This is a genomic window from Leucobacter sp. GX0328, from assembly GCF_053567315.1.
In genome coordinates this window covers 72,447-95,254 of sequence record NZ_JBSGPC010000005.1, presented here as the reverse complement: position 1 = coordinate 95,254, position 22,808 = coordinate 72,447, and the positions used below count along the sequence as shown (strand labels likewise).

The 22,808-nt window shown below is 71.5% G+C and carries 24 protein-coding genes; 2 read left to right on the top strand and 22 right to left on the bottom strand.

Translation table 11 applies throughout. From position 1 onward, the window contains the following. Positions 1–27: 27 nt before the first annotated feature. From lgt to rpe, 12 genes are all read right to left on the bottom strand, one after another. Positions 28–1,014 carry a prolipoprotein diacylglyceryl transferase gene (gene lgt, locus ACUYTF_RS13360; protein WP_434143952.1) on the bottom strand — a complete coding sequence of 329 codons (987 nt, stop codon included), beginning with the start codon at positions 1,012–1,014 and terminating at the stop codon, positions 28–30. Positions 1,015–1,101: 87 nt separating this feature from the next. Beyond that, positions 1,102–1,890, bottom strand: a complete 789-nt coding sequence (gene trpA, locus ACUYTF_RS13355; RefSeq protein ID WP_434143954.1) for a tryptophan synthase subunit alpha — start codon at positions 1,888–1,890, stop codon at positions 1,102–1,104. Positions 1,891–1,892: 2 nt separating this feature from the next. Further along, positions 1,893–3,113 (bottom strand): tryptophan synthase subunit beta, encoded by a 1,221-nt coding sequence (trpB, locus tag ACUYTF_RS13350; protein ID WP_434143956.1) that lies wholly within the window; start codon positions 3,111–3,113, stop codon positions 1,893–1,895. 19 nt (positions 3,114–3,132) lie between these two features. Continuing rightward, positions 3,133–3,903 carry an indole-3-glycerol phosphate synthase TrpC gene (gene trpC, locus ACUYTF_RS13345; RefSeq protein ID WP_434143957.1) on the bottom strand — a complete coding sequence of 257 codons (771 nt, stop codon included), beginning with the start codon at positions 3,901–3,903 and terminating at the stop codon, positions 3,133–3,135. 1 nt (position 3,904) lies between these two features. Next, entirely contained in the window at positions 3,905–4,138 is a 234-nt protein-coding gene (locus ACUYTF_RS13340; RefSeq protein WP_434143958.1) for a DUF6704 family protein, read from the bottom strand. A 199-nt stretch (positions 4,139–4,337) separates the two neighbouring features. Beyond that, a complete protein-coding gene (locus ACUYTF_RS13335; RefSeq protein ID WP_434144110.1) occupies positions 4,338–4,931 on the bottom strand; it encodes a Trp biosynthesis-associated membrane protein in 594 nt (197 codons plus the stop codon). A gap of 1 nt (position 4,932) precedes the next feature. Continuing rightward, a complete protein-coding gene (locus ACUYTF_RS13330) occupies positions 4,933–6,477 on the bottom strand; it encodes an anthranilate synthase component I (protein WP_434143960.1) in 1,545 nt (514 codons plus the stop codon). A 59-nt stretch (positions 6,478–6,536) separates the two neighbouring features. Then, the gene (gene hisI, locus ACUYTF_RS13325; RefSeq protein ID WP_434143962.1) at positions 6,537–6,914 is read right to left on the bottom strand and encodes a phosphoribosyl-AMP cyclohydrolase; all 378 of its coding nucleotides are present in this window, start codon (positions 6,912–6,914) and stop codon (positions 6,537–6,539) included. Further along, complete coding sequence (gene hisF, locus ACUYTF_RS13320; RefSeq protein ID WP_434143964.1) at positions 6,911–7,693, bottom strand: imidazole glycerol phosphate synthase subunit HisF; 783 nt, start codon at positions 7,691–7,693, stop codon at positions 6,911–6,913. The genes hisI and hisF overlap by 4 nt, the downstream gene beginning before the upstream one ends. 31 nt (positions 7,694–7,724) lie before the next feature. Next, the gene (gene hisG, locus ACUYTF_RS13315) at positions 7,725–8,567 is read right to left on the bottom strand and encodes an ATP phosphoribosyltransferase (protein WP_434143966.1); all 843 of its coding nucleotides are present in this window, start codon (positions 8,565–8,567) and stop codon (positions 7,725–7,727) included. Between the two features lie 20 nt (positions 8,568–8,587). Beyond that, a complete protein-coding gene (locus tag ACUYTF_RS13310; RefSeq protein WP_434143968.1) occupies positions 8,588–8,851 on the bottom strand; it encodes a phosphoribosyl-ATP diphosphatase in 264 nt (87 codons plus the stop codon). 59 nt (positions 8,852–8,910) lie between these two features. Further along, positions 8,911–9,573, bottom strand: a complete 663-nt coding sequence (rpe, locus tag ACUYTF_RS13305; RefSeq protein ID WP_434143970.1) for a ribulose-phosphate 3-epimerase — start codon at positions 9,571–9,573, stop codon at positions 8,911–8,913. 101 nt (positions 9,574–9,674) lie between these two features. Here rpe and ACUYTF_RS13300 point away from each other — a divergent pair, with 101 nt between their 5' ends. After that, positions 9,675–11,156 (top strand): hypothetical protein, encoded by a 1,482-nt coding sequence (locus ACUYTF_RS13300; protein WP_434143971.1) that lies wholly within the window; start codon positions 9,675–9,677, stop codon positions 11,154–11,156. On the opposite strand, the gene ACUYTF_RS13295 is transcribed toward ACUYTF_RS13300, so the two are convergent. From ACUYTF_RS13295 to ACUYTF_RS13285, 3 genes are read right to left on the bottom strand one after another with little or no spacing between them, the layout of a single operon-like run. Further along, positions 11,143–12,195, bottom strand: coding sequence for a CPBP family glutamic-type intramembrane protease (locus tag ACUYTF_RS13295; RefSeq protein WP_434143973.1), 1,053 nt, complete (start codon positions 12,193–12,195; stop codon positions 11,143–11,145). The genes ACUYTF_RS13300 and ACUYTF_RS13295 overlap by 14 nt on opposite strands. Further along, positions 12,192–13,718, bottom strand: coding sequence for a transcription antitermination factor NusB (locus ACUYTF_RS13290; protein ID WP_434143975.1), 1,527 nt, complete (start codon positions 13,716–13,718; stop codon positions 12,192–12,194). Before ACUYTF_RS13290 ends, ACUYTF_RS13295 begins: the two co-directional genes overlap by 4 nt. Next, positions 13,715–14,665 (bottom strand): formyltransferase family protein, encoded by a 951-nt coding sequence (locus ACUYTF_RS13285; RefSeq protein WP_434143977.1) that lies wholly within the window; start codon positions 14,663–14,665, stop codon positions 13,715–13,717. Before ACUYTF_RS13285 ends, ACUYTF_RS13290 begins: the two co-directional genes overlap by 4 nt. A gap of 211 nt (positions 14,666–14,876) precedes the next feature. Between ACUYTF_RS13285 and trpB (ACUYTF_RS13280) the strand changes: the two genes are divergently transcribed. Further along, positions 14,877–16,085 (top strand): tryptophan synthase subunit beta, encoded by a 1,209-nt coding sequence (gene trpB, locus ACUYTF_RS13280; RefSeq protein WP_434143979.1) that lies wholly within the window; start codon positions 14,877–14,879, stop codon positions 16,083–16,085. 365 nt (positions 16,086–16,450) lie between these two features. On the opposite strand, the gene ACUYTF_RS13275 is transcribed toward trpB (ACUYTF_RS13280), so the two are convergent. From ACUYTF_RS13275 to ACUYTF_RS13245, 7 genes are all read right to left on the bottom strand, one after another. Further along, complete coding sequence (locus tag ACUYTF_RS13275) at positions 16,451–18,661, bottom strand: primosomal protein N' family DNA-binding protein (RefSeq protein ID WP_434143981.1); 2,211 nt, start codon at positions 18,659–18,661, stop codon at positions 16,451–16,453. Between the two features lie 21 nt (positions 18,662–18,682). Then, positions 18,683–19,876 carry a methionine adenosyltransferase gene (gene metK, locus ACUYTF_RS13270; protein WP_434143983.1) on the bottom strand — a complete coding sequence of 398 codons (1,194 nt, stop codon included), beginning with the start codon at positions 19,874–19,876 and terminating at the stop codon, positions 18,683–18,685. A gap of 100 nt (positions 19,877–19,976) precedes the next feature. Further along, complete coding sequence (gene rpoZ, locus ACUYTF_RS13265) at positions 19,977–20,231, bottom strand: DNA-directed RNA polymerase subunit omega (RefSeq protein WP_434143985.1); 255 nt, start codon at positions 20,229–20,231, stop codon at positions 19,977–19,979. Positions 20,232–20,336: 105 nt separating this feature from the next. Further along, positions 20,337–21,191: a ComEA family DNA-binding protein gene (locus ACUYTF_RS13260; protein ID WP_449279950.1), complete on the bottom strand. Its 855-nt coding sequence runs from the start codon at positions 21,189–21,191 to the stop codon at positions 20,337–20,339. After that, positions 21,188–21,742 carry a hypothetical protein gene (locus ACUYTF_RS13255; RefSeq protein ID WP_449279949.1) on the bottom strand — a complete coding sequence of 185 codons (555 nt, stop codon included), beginning with the start codon at positions 21,740–21,742 and terminating at the stop codon, positions 21,188–21,190. Before ACUYTF_RS13255 ends, ACUYTF_RS13260 begins: the two co-directional genes overlap by 4 nt. Continuing rightward, positions 21,739–22,551: a 4Fe-4S single cluster domain-containing protein gene (locus tag ACUYTF_RS13250; RefSeq protein ID WP_449279948.1), complete on the bottom strand. Its 813-nt coding sequence runs from the start codon at positions 22,549–22,551 to the stop codon at positions 21,739–21,741. Before ACUYTF_RS13250 ends, ACUYTF_RS13255 begins: the two co-directional genes overlap by 4 nt. Further along, complete coding sequence (locus ACUYTF_RS13245; protein WP_434143993.1) at positions 22,548–22,775, bottom strand: DUF2997 domain-containing protein; 228 nt, start codon at positions 22,773–22,775, stop codon at positions 22,548–22,550. The genes ACUYTF_RS13250 and ACUYTF_RS13245 overlap by 4 nt, the downstream gene beginning before the upstream one ends. Positions 22,776–22,808: the final 33 nt, after the last annotated feature.

The window sequence follows — 22,808 nt, the reverse complement described above, 5'->3', positions numbered from 1 at the left end:
TGTTCTCCTCGAAGTGCGATGTGTCGATTATTTGGTGGTGGGTTCGGCAGGGGCAGCCGCCAGGTCTTCGACATCGTCATCGGCCGCTGCCGCCGGGGTCGAGTCGCCACGATCGATGACGTGGAAGAACTCGTCGGGGTTCGCGGTATCCGCGAGCACCGAGTCGGCGGGGTTGCGGCGCCCGGGCAGGTAGACGCTGGTCTCGAGCCCGGGATGGCGATGACGCTGTACGAAGATGATGATGAGGCCCAGAAGCACCGCGAGCAGTGCGGTCAGCACGTTGGTGCGGAGGCCGAGAATGATGAGGCTCGGGTCGACGCGCAGCGATTCGGTGAATGCGCGGCCGAGACCGTACCAGATGAGGTAGCAGCCGAAGAACATGCCCCAGCGCGGGCGCCAGCGGCGCTCGATGGCGAGCAGCACGATGATGCCGAGCACGTTCCACAGCGATTCGTAGATGAACGTCGGGTGGAAGAGCGTGTCCGCGGGCAGGCCGACGGGGAAAGCGGAGTTCGAGGGTTCGATCTCGAGGCCCCACGGCAGAGTGGTCGGGCCGCCGAAGAGTTCGTGGTTGAACCAGTTGCCGAACCGGCCGATCGACTGCGCGAGCAGCAGGCCCGGCACGAGGGCGTCGGCGAACGAGCCGAACCGGATGCCGGTGATGCGGGAGGCGATGAGTACGCCGATGCCGCCGCCGAGCAGCGCACCGAAGATGGCGATGCCGCCGTTCCAGAACGCGAAGATCTCGAGCGGGTTCTTCCCGGCGCCGAAGTAGTCGCTCCAGTGCGAGAGCACATGGTAGAGGCGCGCGCCGATGATACCGAGCACGAGGGCCCAGACGATGAAGTCGAGCGTCGCGCCGCGCTCACCGCCGCGACGGCCGAGACGGCTCGCCGTCCAGAAGCCCGCAAGCACGATGCCGAGCAGAATGCAGAGCGCATAGAGGTAGATGCGCAGTGGACCGAGTTCGATGAACTGGATCTCGGGGCTCGGAATACTCGACGGGAGGATCATTCACTCATCTTTCACCGGCGGCCGCTCCGCCGGAACCTGTTGTGCGTACCGCTCGACGCGGTGGACGGGACAATTCTAGCTTGCGCGCTACCGTGCGGTTCCTGAGGCGATGGTGCGCACCGCTTCCGCCAGGCGCTCCACACCGCCGTCCAGCAGCGCGCGCACGAAGACGGTGCCGACGATGGCTCCGTCCGCGTACTCGAGCGCCGACGAGACCTGCTCGGGGGTCGAGAGGCCGATACCGACGCAGGCGACCGACGATCCCTGTTCGCGCAGACGCGCCGTGAGCCCGCGCGCGGCCGCATCGAGCTCGGCGCGCTCGCCCGTGATGCCCATCGTGGAGACGGTGTAGACGAAGCCGGTCGATGCGCCGACGACGAGGCGGAGGCGCTCGTCGCTCGAACTCGGGGCTGCGAGGAAGACGCGATCGAGGCCGAAGCGCTCGCTCGTCTCGATCCAGTCGGCGGCGATGTCGGGCGTGATGTCGGGCGTGATGAGCCCCGCGCCGCCGGCCTCGGCGAGGTCGCGGGCGAAGCGCTCGACGCCGTACTGCATCACCGGGTTCCAATACGTCATGACGAGCACCGGCACGTCGACCGCCTCGCGCACTCGGCGCACGGCCTCGAATACGTCGCGCACGCGGAAGCCCCGGGCGAGCGCGGTCTCGGTCGCCTTCTGGATGACGACGCCGTCCATCACCGGGTCGGAGTACGGGAGGCCGAGCTCGATCACGTCGACGCCGTTTTGCGCCATCGCGATCGCCGCATCGACGCTCGTATCGAGATCGGGGAAACCGACCGGCAAGTAGCCGATCAGCGCGCCCTTGCGATGCCGCTGGGCCGCACGAATGGCGGTTTCGACTTGCGAGGCAGTCACGTTCAACCCTCGATTCCCGAGTGCTCGTCGAGCAGGCCGAAGTAGCGGCCCGCCGTCGCCATATCCTTATCGCCGCGGCCCGACAGGCTCACCGCGATCACGCCTTCGGCGCCGAGCTCGCGGCCGATGCGCAGCGCGCCTGCGAGGGCGTGGGCCGACTCGATCGCCGGAATGATGCCCTCGGTGCGGCTGAGCAGACGCAGCGCCTGCATCGCTTCGTCATCGGTCGCCGGGATGTACTCGGCGCGTCCGATGTCGGCGAGCCACGAGTGCTCGGGGCCGACCCCCGGGTAGTCGAGGCCGGCGGAGATCGAGTGCGATTCGATCGTCTGGCCGTCCTCGTCCTGCAGCACATAGGTCTTCGACCCGTGCAGCACGCCGGGGCGGCCGCGCTCGATCGAGGCGGCATGTCGCTCGGTGTCGACGCCGTCGCCGGCCGCTTCGACGCCGTACAGCTTCACATCGGCGTCGTCGAGGAAGGCGTCGAACATGCCGATCGCGTTCGAGCCGCCGCCGACGCAGGCGACGACCGCATCGGGCAGGCGCCCGGCCTTCTCGAGCAGCTGGGCGCGCGCCTCTTCCGAGATGATCTTCTGGAAGTCGCGCACCATCGCGGGGAACGGATGCGGGCCGGCAGCGGTGCCGAAGATGTAGTTCGTGGTCTCGACGCTCGCCACCCAGTCGCGGTAGGCCTCGTTGATCGCGTCCTTCAACGTGCGCGACCCCGTCTTCACGGGCACCACCTCGGCGCCGAGCAGGCGCATGCGTGCGACGTTGAGCGCCTGGCGTTCGGTGTCGACCTCGCCCATGTAGATGGTGCACTCCAGGCCGAACAGCGCGGCCGCGGTCGCCGTCGCGACGCCGTGCTGACCGGCTCCGGTCTCGGCGATGACGCGCTGCTTGCCGAGGCGGCGGGTCAAGAGCGCCTGGCCGAGCACGTTGTTGATCTTGTGCGAGCCGGTGTGGTTGAGGTCTTCGCGCTTCAGGAAGATGCGCGCCCCGCCGGCGTGCTCCGCGAACCTCGGAGCCTCGGTGATGGGCGACGGCCGGCCGGCGTAATCGCGCAGCAGGTCGAGCAGCTCGGCTTGGAACGCCGGGTCGGCTTTCGCCTCGTCGTAGGCCTCGGTGAGCTCGTCGATGGCGGCGATGAGCGATTCGGGCATGTACCGGCCGCCGTAGTCGCCGAAGAACGGACCGTGCTGATCGCGGAGTTTCGCTGTCATCTCACACCTGCTCGGGGTTTCAGACGCTCAGATACGAGGCGAGCGTCGCAATGGGGTCATTGGTGACGAGGGCTTCGCCCACGAGCACCGCGTCGGCGCCTGCCTCGCGATAGCGCTCGACATCGGAGACATCGAGCACCGCCGACTCGGCGACGCGGATGACCCCGGCGGGAATCTGGTCGGCGACGCGGCCGAACAGTTCCCGGTCGAGCTCGAACGTCTGCAGATTGCGGGCGTTGACGCCGACGAGCTCGGCGCCGAGGTCGACCGCCCGGGCGACCTCGGTGTCGGAATGCGCCTCGACGAGCGGCGTCATGCCGAGTTCGCGGATCATCGTGTACAACTGCGCGAGGCGATCCTGCGGCAGCGCAGCGACGATGAGCAGCACGAGGTCGGCTCCTGCCGCCCGCGCCTCGAGCACCTGGTACTCGTCGCCGATGAAGTCCTTGCGCAGCACCGGGATGCTGACGGCCTTGCGCACGGCCTCGAGGTCGGCGATCGACCCCTTGAACCGGCGCTGCTCGGTGAGCACGCTGACCACGCTGGCGCCGCCGGCCTCGTACTGCGAGGCGAGGGCCTGCGGTTCGGCGATCTCGGCGAGGTCGCCGCGCGACGGGCTCGCCCGTTTCACCTCGGCGATCACCTTGATGTGATCGGCGGGCGACAGGGCCGCCAGCGCGTCGAGCGCGGGGGTCTTCGCGAGCGCGTCGGCCTCGACCTGCGCGTACGGCCGAAGCTCCCTGCGGGCCTGCGCGTCTTCCAGCGACCCTGCGAGCAGTTCGTCTAACACTCTAGTCGTGCGATTTGGGGGTGAAACGGGGGCCGTTCACGCCGAAACCGGCCTTGGCGAGGATGAAGCCGAGCAATGCGCCGACCAGCACCACACCGGCGCAGACCCACACCATGGCTGCCATGTGCAGGAAGAAGAAGACGGTGCCGGCTGCGATGCCGATCAGCATCACTACAACTGCGGTCCATGCCGCGGGTGAATCGCCGTGACCGGGCTCTTCGTGCTGGGTACTCATGAATCTCCTCTGAACAGATTTGAATGCTTCGATCCTACCTGAAATCGTCGGCCGGGTTGTCATCCGCCGGGCCCGGGTCGTCCGACGGGTTCGGCCCGTCCGAATCCGTCGGGTCACCGCCCGGCCGGGCGCACCGAAGAAACGCACCGCGTTTCGCGCCCACGCCGCGGCTCGCGCCTCGCGAGCCGTTCAGGATGACTCACGCCGACGGGTTCGGCCCGTCCGAATCCGTCGGGTCACCGCCTTCGGACAGCGCGTCCCAGTCCGAGATGCGGTCGGGCGCCCCGCCCGAGCGCTTCGGCGCCTCGGCGCCGTCGTACTTGCGCCCCGCCGCCGCCCAGCGCCCCGAGGTGATGAGGACGACGAGGCCGAGCACGACCGCCGCGGCGCCCGCTGCGGCGCTCAGATAGCCCCAGAAGGCGACTTCGAGCGCCGAGACGGCCGCGGTGCTCCGGTCGCCGCTGATGCCGGTCAGCTCGGTGATGCGGCCCGAGAGAGCCGCGAGCGGGTTCGCGAGCACGCCGATGGTGAGCGCGGTCGCTCCGGCCCCGAGCAGCGCGACGAGGGCGCCGAGGATGCGCCGGAACACGGGCCCCGCGATCGTGAGGGCGAGGGCGGCCGCGATCAGGGCGATGAAGATCGGGGTGAGGGCCGCGTTCACCTCGTGGCCGGTGACGGTCTCGGTCGCGGACGCGCCGTCGAGCGCGAACGACACCCACGTCTGCGAGCCGGCCAGGAGCCCCGCGGCCCCGACGACCGCGGTACCGAGGAGCACGAGCGGCTTCATGCGCATCTCAGGCACCGCCCAGTTCGTGCAGAGTATTGGCGATGGCGACGGCCCGGAGCGGAGCGGCCGCCTTGCTCTGGCACTCCGCGTCCTCGGTCTCGGGCACGGAGTCGGCGACGATTCCCGCACCGGCCTGGATCATCGCGACGCCGTCCTTGATGGTCGCGGTGCGGATCGCGATCGCGAGATCGGCTGCGCCGCCGAGACCGAAGTAACCGACGACTCCCCCGTACACGCCGCGCTGCACGGGCTCGAGATCGCCGATGATCTGCAGGGCGCGCGGTTTCGGGGCGCCCGAGAGGGTGCCTGCCGGGAAGGTGGCTCGGAAGACGTCGACCGGGTTGCATTCGCCCCGTACCCGGCCCTCGACCGACGACACGATGTGCATGATGTGGCTGAAGCGCTCGACCGTCATGAACTCGGTCACCTCGACCGAGTTCGGTTCGCATACCCGCAGCAGGTCGTTGCGGGCGAGGTCGACGAGCATGAGGTGCTCGGCCCGCTCCTTCTCGTCGGCCAGCAGGTCGCGCTCGTGCTGCTGGTCGGCGTCGACGGTGGCGCCGCGGGGGCGGGAGCCGGCGATCGGGTGTGTCATCACGTGACCCGACTCCTGCACCGTGACGAGCGCCTCCGGGCTCGACCCGACGACCGCGAAGGGCGCGCCCGAGGCGTCCTCGAGCTGCAGCAGGTAGAGGTAGGGGCTCGGGTTGAGGTGCCGCAGCACCCGGTAGACGTCGAGGGGGTCGGCCTCGCAGGGCTGGTCGAAGCGCTGCGACGGCACGACCTGGAAGATGTCGCCGTCGACGATGTGGCGCTTGGCGATCTCGACGGCGGCCATGAACTCCGGGGTCGAGGTGAGGCGCGCGGCGTCGGGCATGGCGGTGCGGTCCAGGGATCCGAGCGGCGACGGCACGGGGGCCGCGAGCGCGGCCTCGAGCACATCCAGGCGCGCCTGGGCGTCGGCCCACTGCGCGTCGGCCGGTTCGCTGTCTGCCCGGTCGCAGAGCACGTTCGCGAGCAGCACGACCGAGCCCTCGCGGTGGTCGATCACGACGAGCTCGGAGACGAAGCCGAGACCCTGCGTCGGGAGCCCCGGGCCCTCGGCGGGCCCGCCCTCGAGGCGCTCGAACTGATGCACGGTCTCCCACCCGAGGTAGCCGACGAAGCCGCTCGCGAGCGGCGGCAGGCCCTCGACCTGCGGCGACCGCCACCGCTCGTAGACCGCGCGCAGCGCCTCGACCGGGGCGAGCGATGCGACGCCTCCGGGCAGCAGGCGCTCCTCGTCGAGAGCATCCGAGACGGCTTTCCAGTGCGCACGGCCGTCGCGCTCGCCGAGCACGCCGAAGCTGCCGGCTCCGACGAAGCTGAAGCGGGTCCAGACGCCGCCCTGCTCCGCCGATTCGAGCAGGAAGGTACCGGGACGGGACGCGGCGACCTTGCGGTAGATGCTCACCGGAGTATCCGCATCGGCGAAGATCTCGCGGCAGACGGGAACGACCGGGTGGGCGGCGCGCGCGGCTTCGAAGTCGCTGCGTGAGGTAGTGAGGGTCACTCCTCCAGCCTATCGCGGCGGCTCAGGGCCGCCGCCGCGGTCGGACGTCCGCGCTGCGGTCAGGCGTCGGCCGCGTCGTCCTGCGCCGGGTCGCCGATGAGGGCCGCGATCTCCCTGCCGGTGAAGCAGGTGCGGGTGCCGGTGTGGCAGGCGGCGCCGAGCTGGATCACGCGCACGAGCAGCGTGTCGCCGTCGCAGTCCATCGAGACGCCGCGCACGTACTGCCGGTGCCCGGAGGTGTCGCCTTTGCGCCAGTACTGCTGCCGCGACCGCGACCAGAAGGTCACGCGCCCGGTGGTGAGCGTGCGGCGCACCGATTCGCGGTTCATCCAGGCGAGCATCAGCACCTCGCCCGAATCGTCGTCCTGGATGATCGCGGGCAGCAGGCCGTCGGCGTTGAAGACGAGGCCGGCGGGCACGGGGTCGACGGCGCTCATGCGCGCTCCCCCGCGGTCAGCCGCACCTCGTGCCCGGACTCGTGGAGGGCGCGCTTCACTTCGCCGATCGTGAGCTTGCCGTAGTGGAACACGGAGGCCGCGAGCACCGCGTCGGCGCCGGCGTCGACGGCGGGCGCGAAGTGCTCCAGCTCCCCGGCGCCGCCCGACGCGATCACGGGAACGTGCGAGAGCGCGCGCACGTCGCGCGTGAGCTCCAGGTCGAAGCCGTCCTGGGTGCCGTCGGCGTCCATCGAGTTCACGAGCAGTTCGCCGACGCCGCGGTCGACCGCTTCGCGGCACCATGCGAGCGCGTCGAGGTCGGTCTCCTGCTTACCGCCGTGCGTGGTGACGACGAAGCCCGAGGGCATACGATCGCTGCGCTTCACGTCGAGCGAGAGCACGAGCACCTGCGCGCCGAAGCGGTCGGCGATCTCGCCGATCACGTCCGGGCGCGCGATCGCACCGCTGTTGATGCCGACCTTGTCGGCGCCGACCTCGAGCAGTCTCGCCACATCGTCGACCTCGCGCACTCCGCCGCCGACGGTGAGCGGGATGAACACCTGCTCGGCGGTGCGGCGCACGACGTCGTAGGTCGTCGAGCGGCCGTCGACCGTGGCGGTGACGTCGAGGAAGGTGAGCTCGTCAGCCCCCTGCTCGGCGTACTTCGCGGCGAGTTCGACGGGGTCGCCCGCATCCTGCAGGTTCAAGAAGTTGACGCCTTTGACGACGCGGCCGCCCGCGACGTCGAGGCACGGGATCACGCGGACCGCGACGCTCATGCTGCTCTCCTGCTCATCGGGTGCTCGGCCGCTACAGGCGCGCCGCGTGGATCGGCGTCACGAGGATGGCCCGTGCGCCGAGGTCGTAGAGCTCGTCCATGATGGTGTTCGCCTCGTCGGCGCTCACCATGACGCGCACGGCCACCCATTCCTCGTCCTTCAGCGGCGAGACGGTGGGAGATTCGATTCCCGTCGCGACCGCGGTGGCGGCCTCGAGGCGCGCGACGGGGAGGTCGTAGTCCATGATCACGTACTTGCGGGCGACGAGCACGCCGCGCAGGCGGCGCAGCAGGCGCTCGATGCCAGCATGCTCGTTCGGGCCGCCGATGAGCACGGCGGTCGATTCGAGGATCACGGGGCCGAAGATCTCGAGGCCCGCGGCCTTCAGCGTGGCGCCGGTGGACACGACGTCGGCGACCGCGTCGGCGACGCCGAGCTGCACCGCCGACTCCACGGCGCCGTCGAGCTTGACGAGCACCGACTCGACACCGCGGGCGCGCAGGAAGTCGTCGACGAGCTTGGGGTAGCTGGTCGCGATGCGCAGGCCGGCGAGCTGCGAGATGTCGGTGATGCCGTCGCCCGCGGGCGAGGCGAAGCGGAAGGTGGAATCGGCGAACGCGAGCTGTTCGATCTCGGTCGCATCCGAACCCGAGTCGAGCAGCAGGTCGCGGCCCGTGATGCCGACGTCGAGTGCGCCCGAACCGACATAGGTCGCGATGTCGCGCGGGCGCAGGTAGAAGAACTCGACGTCGTTGCGAGTGTCGGCGTGCACGAGCTTGCGGCTATCGCGTCGACCGGAGTACCCGGCCTCCGTGAGCATCTCGGCGGCGACTTCCGACAGGGATCCCTTGTTGGGGACTGCGATACGCAGCATGCGCGATGTTTCCTTACGGTTCAGAGGTAGCGATAGACGTCTTCGAGCTTCAGGCCCTTGGCGAGCATGAGCACCTGCAGGTGGTAGAGCAGCTGGCTGATCTCTTCGGCGCAGGCGTCGTCGCCCTCGTGCTCCGCGGCCATCCAGACCTCGGCCGCCTCCTCGACGATCTTCTTCCCGATCGCATGCACGCCGGCGTCGAGGCGCGCGACCGTGTCGCTGCCCTCCGGGCGAGTCTCCGCCTTGCGGCTGAGTTCCGAGAAGAGATCATCGAAAGTTTTCACCCGTCCAGCCTACCGGGTTCTCCCGGCGTCGCCCCGCGTGCGCGGAACAGGTCGCGGGTTCAATGCGCGTGGGCAGCGGCGGCGAGACGGAGCTCGGCGATCCGGTCCTCGGGCACTCCGCCGTAGACGGCGGATCCGGCGACGAAGGTGTCGGCTCCCGCCTCCGCGGCGATCGCGATCGTATCCTTCGAGATGCCGCCGTCGACCTGCAGCCACACATCGAGGCCGAGCCGCTCGCGCGCCTCGGCGAAGCGGCGCAGCTTCGGCATCATGTCGTGCATGAACGACTGCCCGCCGAAGCCGGGCTCGACGGTCATGACGAGCACCTGATCGAACTCGGGCAGCAGCTCGAGGTAGGGTTCGGGGTCGGTGCCGGGCTTGAGCGCGATGCCGGCGCGCGCTCCGATATCGCGCAGGCGGCGCGCGAGCTTCACCGGCTCCTCGGCCGCCTCGGCATGGAAGGTCACCGAGTAGGCTCCGAGCTCGGCGTACCCGGGCGCCCAGCGGTCGGCGTCGGAGATCATGAGGTGCACGTCGAGCGGCACGGGCGACACGGCCTGGATGCGTTCGACGATCGGCGGGCCCATCGTGAGATTCGGCACGAAGTGGTTGTCCATCACATCGACGTGCACGAGGTCGGCGGTGCTGATCGCCTCGAGTTCGGCCTGCAGGTTCACGAAGTCGGCGGAGAGGATGCTCGGGTTGATGCGCTGTGCGGTCACGATGCCAGCCTATTCGATGCGGACGCCGCGCCGCCGGACCGGGCGGAATCGCGACGGCCCGATGCGCCACGACCCGCCGCACGGCTCGTATAGTGTCTGCCATGGATGCGCAACGCGACCGACCGGATCAGTCGGCACCGCCGGCCGGTCTGCAGCCTCCCGCCGGGATGCGGCCGCCGCAGGGGCTGCCGGCGCCGGAAGGGCTGGATGCACCAGCGGGCCTCCAGGCGCCCGCCGGGATGCCGGCCCCGGTGGGCATGCAGCCGCCCACGGGCCTCCGGGCGCCGACGGACGCGGCGCCCGCCGACCGATCCGCCGCGCCCGCGGCGCCCGAGATCCCGATCCCCGCGGCCGTCGCGGCGCCCGCCGCTGCTCCCGTGCCCGCCGCAGCCGCGCCCGCGCCCGCCGCGGTGCCGTCTGCATCTGCGCCGCCACCCCGCTCGGCGCCTCGCAGCACCCCGGCGCCGGCCGCTCCTGCGCAGCCCGTCTCGGCACCGTCGCCGACCCGCCCGCGGACCGCGGCGCCCGCACAGACCAGGATCCCGGCGTCGAGCGGAGGCGGAAGCCGGGGCGGCGCGGGCGGCCGGGCCCGCCGGGCCATCTCGTTCATCGGCGGAGGCGTCGGCATCCTCGCGATCGTGCTGATCGGCATCGTCTTCATCGGCCCGAAGTTCTCGGCCCCGCCGGGAAGCCCCGGATCCTCCGAAGCCGCCGAGGCCGAGCAGACCGTCGAGCAGTTCCTGACGGCGCTCGCCGACGGGGATGCCGAGACGGCGCGGAGCCTTTCGGGCGGCGATCTCTCCGACCCGCTGCTGACCGATCAGGTGCTCGACGCGTCGAATGGGCTCGCCCCGCTCGGCGGCATCGAGATCGACTCCGAAGCGACGTACCGGGGCGAGTACGACGAGACGATCGTGAGCGCCGCGTTCGACATCGGCGACCGCACCGTCGAGCGCGAGTTCGAGGTGTGGCAGTACGGCGAGGACTGGGAGATCTCGAACGCGATGTTCACCTTCTCCCTGTCGCAGTTCTCGGGGCTCGAACCGATGGTGAACGGCGTGTCCGTGACCGACGACTCGTTCAGCCTGTTCCCGGGGGCGTACGAGGTCGAGCTCGGCAATACGGCCTTCGAGACGTCGGGCGGCAGCGATCCGCTCGTCATCGCCGACGAAGCAGACGACATGGCCTTCTACGACCTCGAACCCGCGCTGACCGATCGGTCCGTGACGATCTTCCGCATGCTCGTCACGGAGTCGCTCACGCAGTGCGTCGCGCGGACCTCGCTGACGACGCCCTGCGGCATGGATGTCGACGGCACCTTCGACGGCGGCGAGGTCGCGATCGACGGTACCGTGCAGCGGTCGCTGACCTCCGAGACCGATGCGGCGATCGCCGCGCTCGAACCGCGCTTCGACTTCGACCGGCCGACCGTCGTCGTCGCATACGACTTCATTCCGGTGAAGATCGTCGTGGAGGTCGAGCTGGACGGCGAACGGAGTACCGGCGAGGTGGGGTACGGCGCCGACCCGCTGACCCCGACGGTCGACTTCTCGTCCGCGCGGCCGACGGTCAGCTGGGAGTGACCGGGCCGGGCGGCGCCCACTTCGGCTTCGCCGGAGCCAGCTGCGGCTCCCGCGAGAACTGTCCGGTGACGAGCAGCGCCGAGACGACGACTGCGAGCAGGATCCAGCCGGGCACCCCGAGGGGGTTCACGAACAGCATGTCGGGCGGCGTGTCGGTCGCCGCCATGCCGATGACCAGCAGCCCGCCCGCGGCGTTGAACGAGGCGTGGGCGATCGCCGACGGCCAGATCGAGGCGGTGCGCAGCCGCAACCAGCCGAAGAACACGCCCCAAGCCGTGCAGCCCGCGATCATGAGCACGACACCCACCCAGTCGGTGCGGTTGAAGTTGTAGCCAAGCAGGATCACCGGCGCATGCCAGAGGCCCCAGATGGCGCCCGACACGAGCAGGGCGGGCCAGGCGCCGAGCGGTCGGAGGGCCGGCAGCAGCCAGCCGCGCCAGCCGATCTCCTCGCCGAGCGCGGGAATCATGTTGAGCACGCCGCCGAGCAGGATGACGCCGATCTGCACGGCGACGAGCATGCCGATGGGCGGCATCGCCGCCCGCGCCGCGGCAGTGGCCGCAGGGTCGAGGCCGAGGCCATCGATCTGCGCGTCGACGGCCTGCCGGAAGCCGGAGAAGCCCGACAGGTCGAGCTGCAGCCAGCCGAACATCGCAGAGATGCCGAGGCAGGCCGCGACGAGCAGCACCGGCACGAAGTTCATCACGACCGAGAACCAGACGACGCGCTTCGCCGGGCGCAGCGGCCAGATGCCGAGCAGGCGCATGCGCTCGCGTCCGGGCCGCTTCATGAGGAAGACCACGACGAGAGCGGCGAGCGTCGGCGTGAACATCATCGCGCCGGCGAGCACTCCGAAGAGCGTCGCATAGGCCGAGGGCTCGAAGTCGACGAACCAGAGCGGCAGGGCGACGAGCCAGGCGAGCGCATAGGCGACCGCCACGAATACGGCGACCGCGGGCCACGGCACTTCATCGAACCGGTCGGGCCGCGCTCCCGCGGAGTGCATCTCGGGTGACTGCTCGCGCAGGTCGTCGGTCATGCGGAATCGGCCTCCTGCCGTTCGATGAGCGCGATGAACATGGCATCGGTGTCGTGCCGGTGCGGCCACAACTGCGCGCTGAGCGCATCGCCGGCGAGGTCGACGCCGTAACGGGTGATCGAGTCCACGGCCCGCTTCGCGTCGAGCTCGACGAGCCCGGGATGGGTGCGCAGCAGGCGGTCGACCACGACGCGGGTCTCGGCGAGGTGGGGCGAGCAGGTGACGTAGGCGAGCGTGCCGCCGACCGCGAGATGGGCGACCGCGGCCTCGAGCAGCTCCTCCTGCAGCGCCGTCAGCTCGGGCAGATCGGACGGCTGCTTGCGCCAGCGGGCCTCGGGCCGACGGCGCAGTGCGCCGAGCCCCGAGCACGGCGCGTCGACCAGGATGCGGTCGAACATCGCGCGCTGCGGGCCGCGGTCACCGAACGCCCCGGGGCCGCGGCCGTCGAACGCGACGACCTCGACCGCATCCGCCACCGGCTCGACGGAGCGCCGCACGAGAGTGGCGCGATGCTGCGACACCTCGTTCGCGCGCAGCGTCGCGCCGCCCCGCAGCGCCTCGGCGCCGAGCACGGCCGATTTGCCGCCCGGCCCCGCGCACAGATCGAGCCAGCGTTCCCCCGGCCGCACCGGGCGCAGCCGGGTCAGCGCGAGGGCCGCGAGCTGCGACCCCTGATCCTGCACGCGCACGAACCCCTCGGGGGCGCCGATGGCCTCGATGGCTCGGCCGGGGTCGCCGCCGGCGAGCTCGAGGCCCATCGGCGACGGCCCTTCGGCGGTGACCTCGAAGCCCGCCTCCCGCCCGCGTTCCTCGGCCGTGAGCGGCACGACGCCGACGCCCGGCAGCATCGCGAGCTGCACCGACGGGGCGGCGTTGTCGGCCGCGAGCAGCTCCTCGAGCTCGTGCTCGCGCCCCTCCGATCGGAGCGCTGCGCGCAGCGCCCGCACGATCCATGCGGGGTGCGAGGTGCGGGCGCTCAGCGCGCCGTCCGCGGTGTCGGCGGCGTCGTCGATACGCTCGTCCCACTGCTCGTTGGTGCTGCGGCCCACGGTGCGCAGCACGCCGTTCACGAAGCCGGCCGCGTTCTCGTTCGCGACGCGGCGCTGCAGCTCGACGCTCTCGTTCACGGCCGCGTGCGATGCGGTGCGCATGCCGAGCAGCTGGTGCACTCCGAGGCGCAGCACGTTGCGCGTGCGCGCATCGATCTCGTCGATCGGGCGGTCTGCCGCGAGCTCGATGATGCGGTCGTAGCGGCCGCGGCCGCGCAGCGCCCCGGCGGCGAGCTCGGTCGCGAGGGCCGCATCGCGGCCGTCGAGCCGGGCCTCGCGGATGCGCGACGGCAGCGCGAGGTTCGCGTAGGCGTCCCGCTCCTCGACGTCGCGCAGCACGTCGTAGGCGACGAGGCGCGCGGGCGAGATCGCCACCCGCGACGCATGGCGCCGCGGCGCCGAGCCCCGCTCCGGACGATGCGACCGGCCCGACCGGTTGCCCGGCCCCCGCCGCTCCCCTCGGTTCTCGCTCATGACAGCACCGCCTCTCCACTGCGGCCGCGCAACCAGGCGGCCCCGTCCATCGCCGGCTTCCCCGCCGGCTGCACCCGCACCAGTTCGAGGTCGCCGCCGTCGAGCCGCAGCACGGCCCGCCCCGCGACGAGGCGCACCGTGCCCGCGCTCGGCGATCCCTGGCGAGCATCGCCCCCGGTCGCCGCAGCAGCGTCGGCGGCCGCACCGAATCTGCGCAGCTCGTGCAGCTTGAGCGGCTGCCCGTCGAACATCGCGAACGCCCCCGGCTCGGGGGTCATGCCCGCCCAGTGCGCCAGCACCTCGGTCGCATCGCGCGCGAGATCGAGCCTGCCGTCGTCGCGGCTCAGCTTGTGCGCGGTGCTCGCCCCGCCCGTCTGCTCCTCGCCCGCACCCGGGTCGGCCTCGAGCGCCGAGATCGCCGCGAGCACCGCGTCGGTGCCGTACTCCGACAGCGCCGTGAGCGCCTCTCCCGCGGAGGTGCCCTCCGCGAACGTCAGCGCGTCGCGCGTGACGACGGCGCCCGCGTCGAGCGCCTCGACCAACCGGAACACCGTGACGCCGAGGCGCTGCTCCCCCGCCGCGAGCGCCCGCTGCACCGGCGCGGCTCCCCGCCAGCGCGGCAGCTCCGAGAAGTGCAGATTGACCCAACCGTGCAGCGGTAGCGACAGCAGCGGCTCGCGCACGAGCCCGCCGTACGCGACGATGACTCCCAGTTCTGCGTCGAGGCCGCGCACCCAGTCGGTGGCGGCGTCATCGAGCCGGTTCGCCTTCAGCACCGGCAGACCGAGCTGCTCTGCCGCCACGGCGACCGGCGACGGCGTCAGCACTCGCTTGCGGCCGAACGGCGCGTCCTCGCGCGTGATGACGCCGACGAGCTCGTGCGTCTTCGCGAGGGCGTGCAGACTCGGGACCGCGAATTCCGGAGTTCCGGCGAAGACGATGCGCATGGCCCCCATTCTTGCAGTTGCCGATGCCCGGTCGCGAGGGCGCGAGCCCGTGTCGCCGGCGATCCTGATATGATTCCCGGCATGCATATCGTGAATCAGTGGTGGCTCGTCTGAGGGCGAGCTGTCACGTATGCATGAACACGACACCGCCTGCCGCAGGCGGTTTTTTTTGTCCTCCTCGGTGGGCGCAATGAAGCAAAGGATCTCCACCATGAGCGAATCTCACAACTCCATCTACCGCGCCGATGCGGGCGGCTACTTCGGCGAGTTCGGCGGAGCCGTGCTGCCGCCGTTCCTCGTCGGCCCCATGGCCGAGGTCGCCGAGGCGTACGAGGCGGCGAAGCAGGATCCGGCGTTCACCGACGAGCTGCAGTCGTTGCTGTCGAAGTACGTCGGCCGCCCGTCGCTGCTCTACTTCGCGGAGAATCTGACCGAGAAGCTCGGCGGCGCGAAGGTCTATCTGAAGCGCGAGGACCTCAACCACACGGGCGCGCATAAGATCAACCACTGCCTCGGCGAGGCACTGCTCGCCAAGCGCATGGGCAAGAAGAAGGTCATCGCCGAGACCGGCGCCGGTCAGCACGGCGTCGCCCTCGCGACCGCGGCGGCGCTCGTGGGCCTCGAATGCGAGATCCACATGGGCGCGATCGACGTCGAGAAGCAGCACCCGAACGTCGTGCGCATGGAGCTGCTCGGCGCGAAGGTCGTCGCCGTCGAGGAGGGCGGCCGGTCGCTGAAGGAGGCCGTCGACTCGGCCTTCGGCGTGTACGCCGCGAACCCCGAGGAGTATCTGTTCGCGATCGGTTCCGTCGTCGGCCCGCACCCCTTCCCCTCGATGGTGCGCGACTTCCAGTCGGTCGTGGGCCGCGAAGCGCGCGCCCAGATCCTCGAGGCCGAGGGGCGCCTGCCCGACGCGCTCGTGGCGTGCGTCGGCGGCGGTTCGAACGCGATGGGGCTCTTCGACGCGTTCCTCGAGGACGAGTCGGTGCGCGTGATCGGCGTGGAGCCCGCCGGCGAGGGCCTCGACACCGAGCGCCACGCCGCGACCATGACGCTCGGCGTCATCGGCGATATCCACGGCATGCACACGAAGGTGCTGCTCGACGAGGCGGGCGATCCGGCCCCCGTGCACTCGATCGGCTCGGGCATCGACTACCCCGGCGTCGGGCCGCAGCACGCGCACCTCGAGCAGATCGGCCGCGGCGAGTATGTGACCGTGACCGACGCCGAGGCGCTCGACGCGTTCCAGCTGCTCACCCGCACCGAGGGCATCATCCCCGCGCTCGAGTCGTCGCATGCGCTCGCCCACGTCGTGAAGCTCGCACCCGAGCTCGGCCCCGATCAGATCATCATCGCGAACCTGTCGGGCCGCGGCGACAAGGACGTCGACTTCGTAGCGGAGCGGCTGAAGAACGCGTAGCGTTCTGAACCCGCTCCGCAGGCGCCACAGCGCCTGCCCACGGAGCGCAGCGCGGGGCGGGAGCGGCTGAAGAACGCGGTGCGTTCTGAACCCGCTCCGCAGGCGCCACAGCGCCTGCCCACGGAGCGCAGCGCGGGGCGGGAGCGGCTGAAGAACGCGGTGCGTTCAGCGGGCTGCTCCGCGTGCGCCACAGCGCACGTCCACTGCAGTGTGCCGTGAGCTCGTTCGGAGATGCGAGTTCGTTCGGACGATTCGAGGCGTTTTCGTCCGAACGACCGCTCTGATCCGAACGAGCTCACGCACTGCGCGCGTTGCACGCGCTCACACGCGGTTCGAGCGAACAGGCCGCCGGCGATGACGACGCCCTACCCGTCGAAGACGCCGCGGTCGTCGAAGCGCAGCCGCAGCGCCTCGGGACGGGCGCGGCCGGTCGGCTTGCCGCGCGCCGACGATCCGGCGGCGTCGGCGACGAGCGCGCCTCGGAGCCTGCGCGCGACTTCGGCGCCGCGAGCGTAGTCGAAGCGCACGATCGCGCGCACCAGACCGCGCGGCACGTTCGCACTGCCGCCGGGCGGCACGGGCGCGGGCCCGACGTGGTCGACGCCCGCGAGCCCCTCGAGCTGTGCGAGCGCGCGCTCGACCTCGTTCGGGCCGCCGCTCACGCTGGCGACCCGCACCGCCGGCGGATACCGCAGCGCGGTCCGGTCGCGCAGCTCCTGCTGCAGCCACTGCTCGGTGCGGCCCGTGACGAACGCCTGCACGACCGGGCCGCCGCCCGCCGCCATCAGACAGCGCCCCTCGGGGGCGGTGAGGGCGGCGGCGTTCTCCCACCATCTCAGGCAGTCCTCCCCCGCGCGCAGGCTCTCGAGACCGAGCAGGCGCTCGGCGTCGAGCAGCACGACGGCCCGGTATCCGCCGGCGGCGAGCGGCTCCGCGCCACGGGTGGCGACCACGAGCGCGGGGCGCGCGTCGACGCTCTCGCGCGGGTGCTCGCCGTCGCTCAGCAGCACGCGCACGCCCGGGAACTGCTGCTCGAACTGCTCGACGGTGCGGCCGGCGCCCATGCCGCGCTCCTGGAACGCGCGGCCGTCGCAGGTGGCGCAGTGCCACTGGTTCGCGAACTCGCCGCACCAGCGGCACGATGCGCGCCCGACGACGCGGAAGCCGATCGGCCCGGTGCAGGAGTTGCAGCGGGCGAGATCGCCGCAGTCGACACACACCGCGATGGGCGCATACCCCGGTGTCGCCACCTGCGCGAGCACCGGCCCGCGCTTGAGCCCCTCGCGAATGGTGCGCGCCGCGATCTCGGGCACGCGCCCGGCGAAAGCGTCGGGAGTCATGGAGGCGTCGGCGTGGATGATGCGGGCGCGCTTCGGCGGATTCTGCTGCGCCCGCACGTAGCCGATCTCGACGAGGCGCTGCACCTCGGCGCTGCGCGCGTGCGAGGCGAAGAGCAGCCCGGTGGATTCGGACCCGCGTGCACCCTCTGCATGCGCTGCATTCTCTACATGCTCTGCGCTCTCAGAGGCCTCCGCGCTGCGCGCAACCTCTACCGGGAGCGAGGCGCGCACGAGCGCAGCATCCCGCGCGTGCACGTACGGCGTCAGCAGTTCTGCGAGCAGCGGGTCGCCGTCGTCCCAGACGATGATCGCGCCGAGGCGGTGGGCTGGCGCGTAGACGGCTGAGCGGTTGCCGAGGATGATGCGCGGCTCGGCGTCGAGCGCGCGCAGGAAGCCGGCGTAGCGCTCGGCGTTCGACTGCCGGGAGTCGACGCGCACGAACTCGGTATGCCCGAGGGCCTGCAGTGCGTCGCGCAGCTGATCGAGGTCGCGGTAATCGGGGGCGACGAGGATCGCGCTGCGGCCGCGGCCGTGCACCTCGACGGCGACGCGCGCGAGCTGCGCCGCCCAGCCGCCCACCCATTCGCCGGTCGGCAGGCGTTCGGGGCCGTGCGACGCCGTGTGCGCGAGCCTGCCGCCGGTAAGCAGCTCGTCGACGAGCGCGGACTCCCCGGCAGCCGGCTCGGGAGCGGAATCTCCTGCGGCAGCCGTCGCAGACACCGGAGCCTCAGCAGTAATAGCGGTACCGGAGGCGGTACTGGATGCGGTACCGGCGTCAGGCTCGGCGGCGGGAGCGCCGTCCGGCTCGGCTTCGGTTTGGCCGACCGCAGCGGCCGCGGCGAGGTGCTTCTTCTCGACGCGCACCTGCCGGGTCGGGATGGCGAGGCGGAGGATGTCGCCGGCCGACCCGCCGGCACGGTCGGCGACGGCGCGCGCGAGCCGCCATACCTCGGGGGCCAGCACGGGCACCGGGCCGACGATGTCGGCGATCGGCGAGAGCGACCCCGAGAACTCGCTGCGCTCGGCGAAGCCGATGACGTAGCCGAAGTTCTTGCGCTGCTGCGACCGGAACGGCACGCGCACGCGCTGCCCGACGCGCAGCTCTTCGGCGAGCTCGGGCGGCACGGCGTAGTCGAAGAGGTGGTCGAGCTGCGGCAGCGCCGAATCGAGCAGCACTCGCGCGACCGGGCGGCCGTTCGCAGCCTCCGCCCGGTCGAAGGCGCTCGCCGGGCTCATCGTTTGCCCTGTCTGGAGCGCCTAGAGCCCCGCTGCGGCGCGCAGCTCGGCGACCCGCGGGGTCGCCTCCCAGGTGAAGTCGGCGAGCTCGCGGCCGAAGTGACCGTATGCGCTCGTCTGGGCGTAGACCGGGCGCAGCAGGTCGAGATCGCGGATGATCGCGAGCGGACGCAGGTCGAAGACCTCGCGCACGGCGGCCTCGATGCGCTCGAGCGGCACGGTCTCGGTGCCGAAGGTCTCGACGTAGAGGCCGACGGGCGCCGCGACGCCGATGGCGTACGCCACCTGCAGCTCGGCGCGCTTCGCAAGCCCAGCGGCGACGACGTGCTTCGCGACCCAGCGCATGGCGTAGGCGGCCGAACGGTCGACCTTCGACGGGTCTTTGCCGCTGAACGCACCGCCGCCGTGCCGGCTCGCGCCGCCGTAGGTGTCGATGATGATCTTGCGGCCGGTGAGGCCCGCATCGCCCATCGGCCCGCCGACGACGAAGGGGCCCGCGGGGTTGATGAAGAGCTCGGCGTTCGTGCTGTCGAGCTCGACGCGGCCGAGCACGGGGCGGATCACCTCGCGCTCGATGGCGTCGCGCAGCGCCGGCTGCGAGATGTCGGCCGAGTGCTGGGTCGAGACGACGACGGCCTCGATTGATGCGGCGCGGTCGCCGTCGTAGCCGATGGTGACCTGGGTCTTGCCGTCGGGGCGCAGTTCGGGCAGCACGCCGCTCTTGCGCACCTCGGTGAGGCGCTCGGCGAGGCGGTGCGACAGCCAGCTCGGCAGCGGGTGCAGCTCGGGGGTCTCATCGGTGGCGTAGCCGAACATGATGCCCTGATCGCCGGCGCCCTGGCGGTCGAGGTCGTCGATGCCCGCAGCGCCGGAGCGCTCTTCGAGCGACGAGTCGACGCCGCCCGCGATGTCGGGCGACTGCTGGCCGATCGAGACCGAGACGCCGCACGATGAGGCGTCGAAGCCCATGTCGGAGTTGACGTAGCCGATGTCGCGGATGACGCCGCGCACGATCTGCGGGATCTCGACGTAGCCGCTCGTGCGCACCTCGCCGGCGACGTGCACCAGACCGGTCGTCACGAGCGTTTCGACGGCCACGCGCGCACCCGGATCCTGCTCGAGCATGGCGTCGAGGATCGAGTCGGAGATGCGGTCGCAGATCTTGTCGGGATGCCCCTCGGTGACGGACTCGGAGGTGAACTGGCGCAGTGTCACGGTACTCCCTGCTGGATTCGGTGGTTGGTGCATAAAACGTCGGTGGCGTCGGACCCTCATCAGGGTATCCGACGCCACCGACAACGCTGACGGCGCGCGGTTATTCGGCGCGCTTCGTCATCGTGAGCTTGCCCTCGACGATCTCGTGCAGGGCGATCGACAGCGGCTTGTCGTCGACGGACGAGTCGACGAGCGGTCCGACGTTGTCGAAGAGGTTGCCGTCGTGCAGATCGGTGTAGTAGTCGTTGATCTGACGGGCGCGCTGCGACGCGAAGGTCACGAGAGCGTACTTCGAATCCACCTTCTCGAGCAGGTCGTCGATGGGCGGGTCGATGATGCCGTTCACATTGGCCATGAAAACTCTCCTCCGGTTGACCTGGCTATTCTAGCCGACCCGGGTGTGTCTGGGTAATCGTCGCCGTCATGCGTGCTCGGAGGAGACCCTGCGGGTGCGCCCGGCTCAGTAGTCGACCCGGCGGCCGAACGAGCGCGGCCCGCGGGGCGGCGGAGCGCAGCTGAGGCCGGGGCGCAGGCGCACGAGCTCGTGCGGCTGCAGCTCGAGACGGGCTGCGAAGTCTTCGAGGGAGGTGTAGCGGCCATCGCGGCGCAGCCGCACGGCGCGCTGCGCCCGGCTGCGGGTGAGGCCCGGCAGCTTCGCGAACTGCGCGGCCGTGGCTTCATTGACGTCGATGGGCTCCCCGGCGTCGGTACGGGGGTTCCCGGCCAGCATCCCCTCGGTCGAGGCGCCGGCGCGTTCGGCGAGGCGCTGCGGCTCCGATTCGGCGGCGACCTTCGGGGGTGCTGCGGCGGGCGCCGCGGCCGTCGTCCGCGAGCGCGGTCGTTCGGCTTCGGCGTCTTCGCGCTTCCGCTTCGCGGTCTGCGCAGCGGCCGTGCGCCGTTTCGCCGCACGGTTCTGCCTCTGCCGGGATGCTGCGGCATCGGTCGTCGCGGTTCTCGAGGAGCTCGGCGCGCTCGCGGAGGAGTTCGCGGCGCGCGACGCGCGACGCCCCCACATGAGGCGCAACCATGCGGGATTCACCCAGAGCGCTGCGAGCATGCCGGCGAGATACACGACGAGCACCGCGACGGGGCCGAACTGCCCCCAGATCGGCAGGTGGGCGAGGATCGCGAGCGCTCCGGCGGCGACGCCGAGCACGCCCCAGGAGAAGCGTCTGGCGACGATGCCGATGATGAGGAACCCGAGCCATGCCGTCGCCGAGTTCGGGACGGCGGTGCAGAGGATCCAGGAGCTCATCCCGAGCAGCCAGCCGTAGCCGGGCACCATGCCGTCGCGGGTCCGAGCCTTCGCGCTCATTCGGCGCCTCCGCGCACTTCGAGCACCATGGTCAGCGACCGATCCTCCTGCCGCGTCTCCGAGAGCAGCGAGAAGCCCGCGGCGCCCGCCCGCTGCCGGATGCGCTCGGCGACCGTCTGCTGCACCCGCAACGCGTACGCCGCATCGAGCGAAGCGATCAGTTCGCCGGCCTCGGCCTCGTTCGCGCCGGTGACGTGAGCCTCCCAGATGCCGTCGGCGCCGCGCTGCATCTCGAGCCGGCGCTCGCCGAGGGCCGCCGAGACCTCGTCGTCGGCGACGGCGAGGTCGGCCGCTCCGAGATCCGCGAGCGCGGCCGCGAGGAGGGTCGCATCCTTCATGCGCGTGCGCACCTGCACCGGCACCGGCACCGGCGCGGCTGCCCGCTCGTCGCCGCCCCGGGCGCCGTGTTCGGCAGCGCTCGCGTCGACCGGCTCGTGCTCGTCGGCGCGGCGGGCGTCGCGCGCCTGCACGGCGGCTCCGAGCGCGCCGACTCCGCCGACGGCCCCCGCGATCGCGAGGGCTCCGGGTATCAGCAGCAGTGTCACGCTCATGCGGCGCGCTCCTCTCGGGTCGATCGGCCGGGGCGCGCGGGGGCCGCCCGGCCGGGCAGCGGGCGATCGGCGCGGCGACCGAGGCCGTGCAGCAGCGCCTCGAGCGCTGCGACGTCGGCCCAGCCGTTGACCGAGACGAGGCCGTCGGCGTCGATGCGCACCTCGAGCCGGTCGGTGCCGCTGCCCGTGCGGGCGATGGCCCGCACGTCGTCGGCGTAGCGTGCGCCGAGGGCGCGGATGCTCTGGTTCGTGGAGCCGATCCAGGGCCGCTCGGCGTCGGGATGGTCGCGCAGGAACGGCCCGTCGCAGAGCAGATCGGTCTCGCCGAGCAGGCGGGCGATGTCATCGCGCCCGCGCCCCCAGTCGAGCAGCTGCTCGTAGCGGTAGCCGCTGAAGCTCATGACGCCGAGGCCCGCCTCGCGGAAGGCGCGGGCTACGACGGAGAGCGGTGCGGCCTGGTCGAAGGGCTCGCCGCCGAGCAGCGTGATGCCGGTGCTGCCTGCGGCGAGCGCCTCGGCGACCCAGCGAGCGGCGAGCGCTTCGGGGTCGGAGGTCTGCGCGCCCGCGGCCGCCCACAGCTGCGGGTTGAAGCATCCCGGGCAGTGCACGGAGCAGCCCTGCACCCAGAGGGCCGCCCGGCGTCCGGGCCCTTCGGCTTCGGTGGCGGGCAGGAAGCGCGACCAGCGCAGGCGTGCGGCGTCGACGGGCGCGGGGCGCGAGCGGCCGAGCGCGCTCTGCTCGGGGGTGCCGAGCGACGCCGCGACGACGCCGCGCGCGGCGGGGGCACCGGTCGCGGAAGCGCCGGTCATCGCTCCGCCCCGCTCCACTGCTGCGCCGACGTGCGACTCCCCTGGTGCTGCGCTGCGGTGTAGTCGGCGGTGAACGCCGATTCGGCGGTCTCGGCGTCGAGCAGGTCTTCGAGCCGCGCGATGTAGTCGAGGCAGGCGCTCCCGGTGATGCCGACGGTCTCGGCTTCGACGCCGCCGTCGGGCCGCAGCGTGATGATGAGCTGCTGCTGGGTTCGGTTCGCCATGCGCCAGTGCCTTTCTTCTCGTGGGCCCGCGGT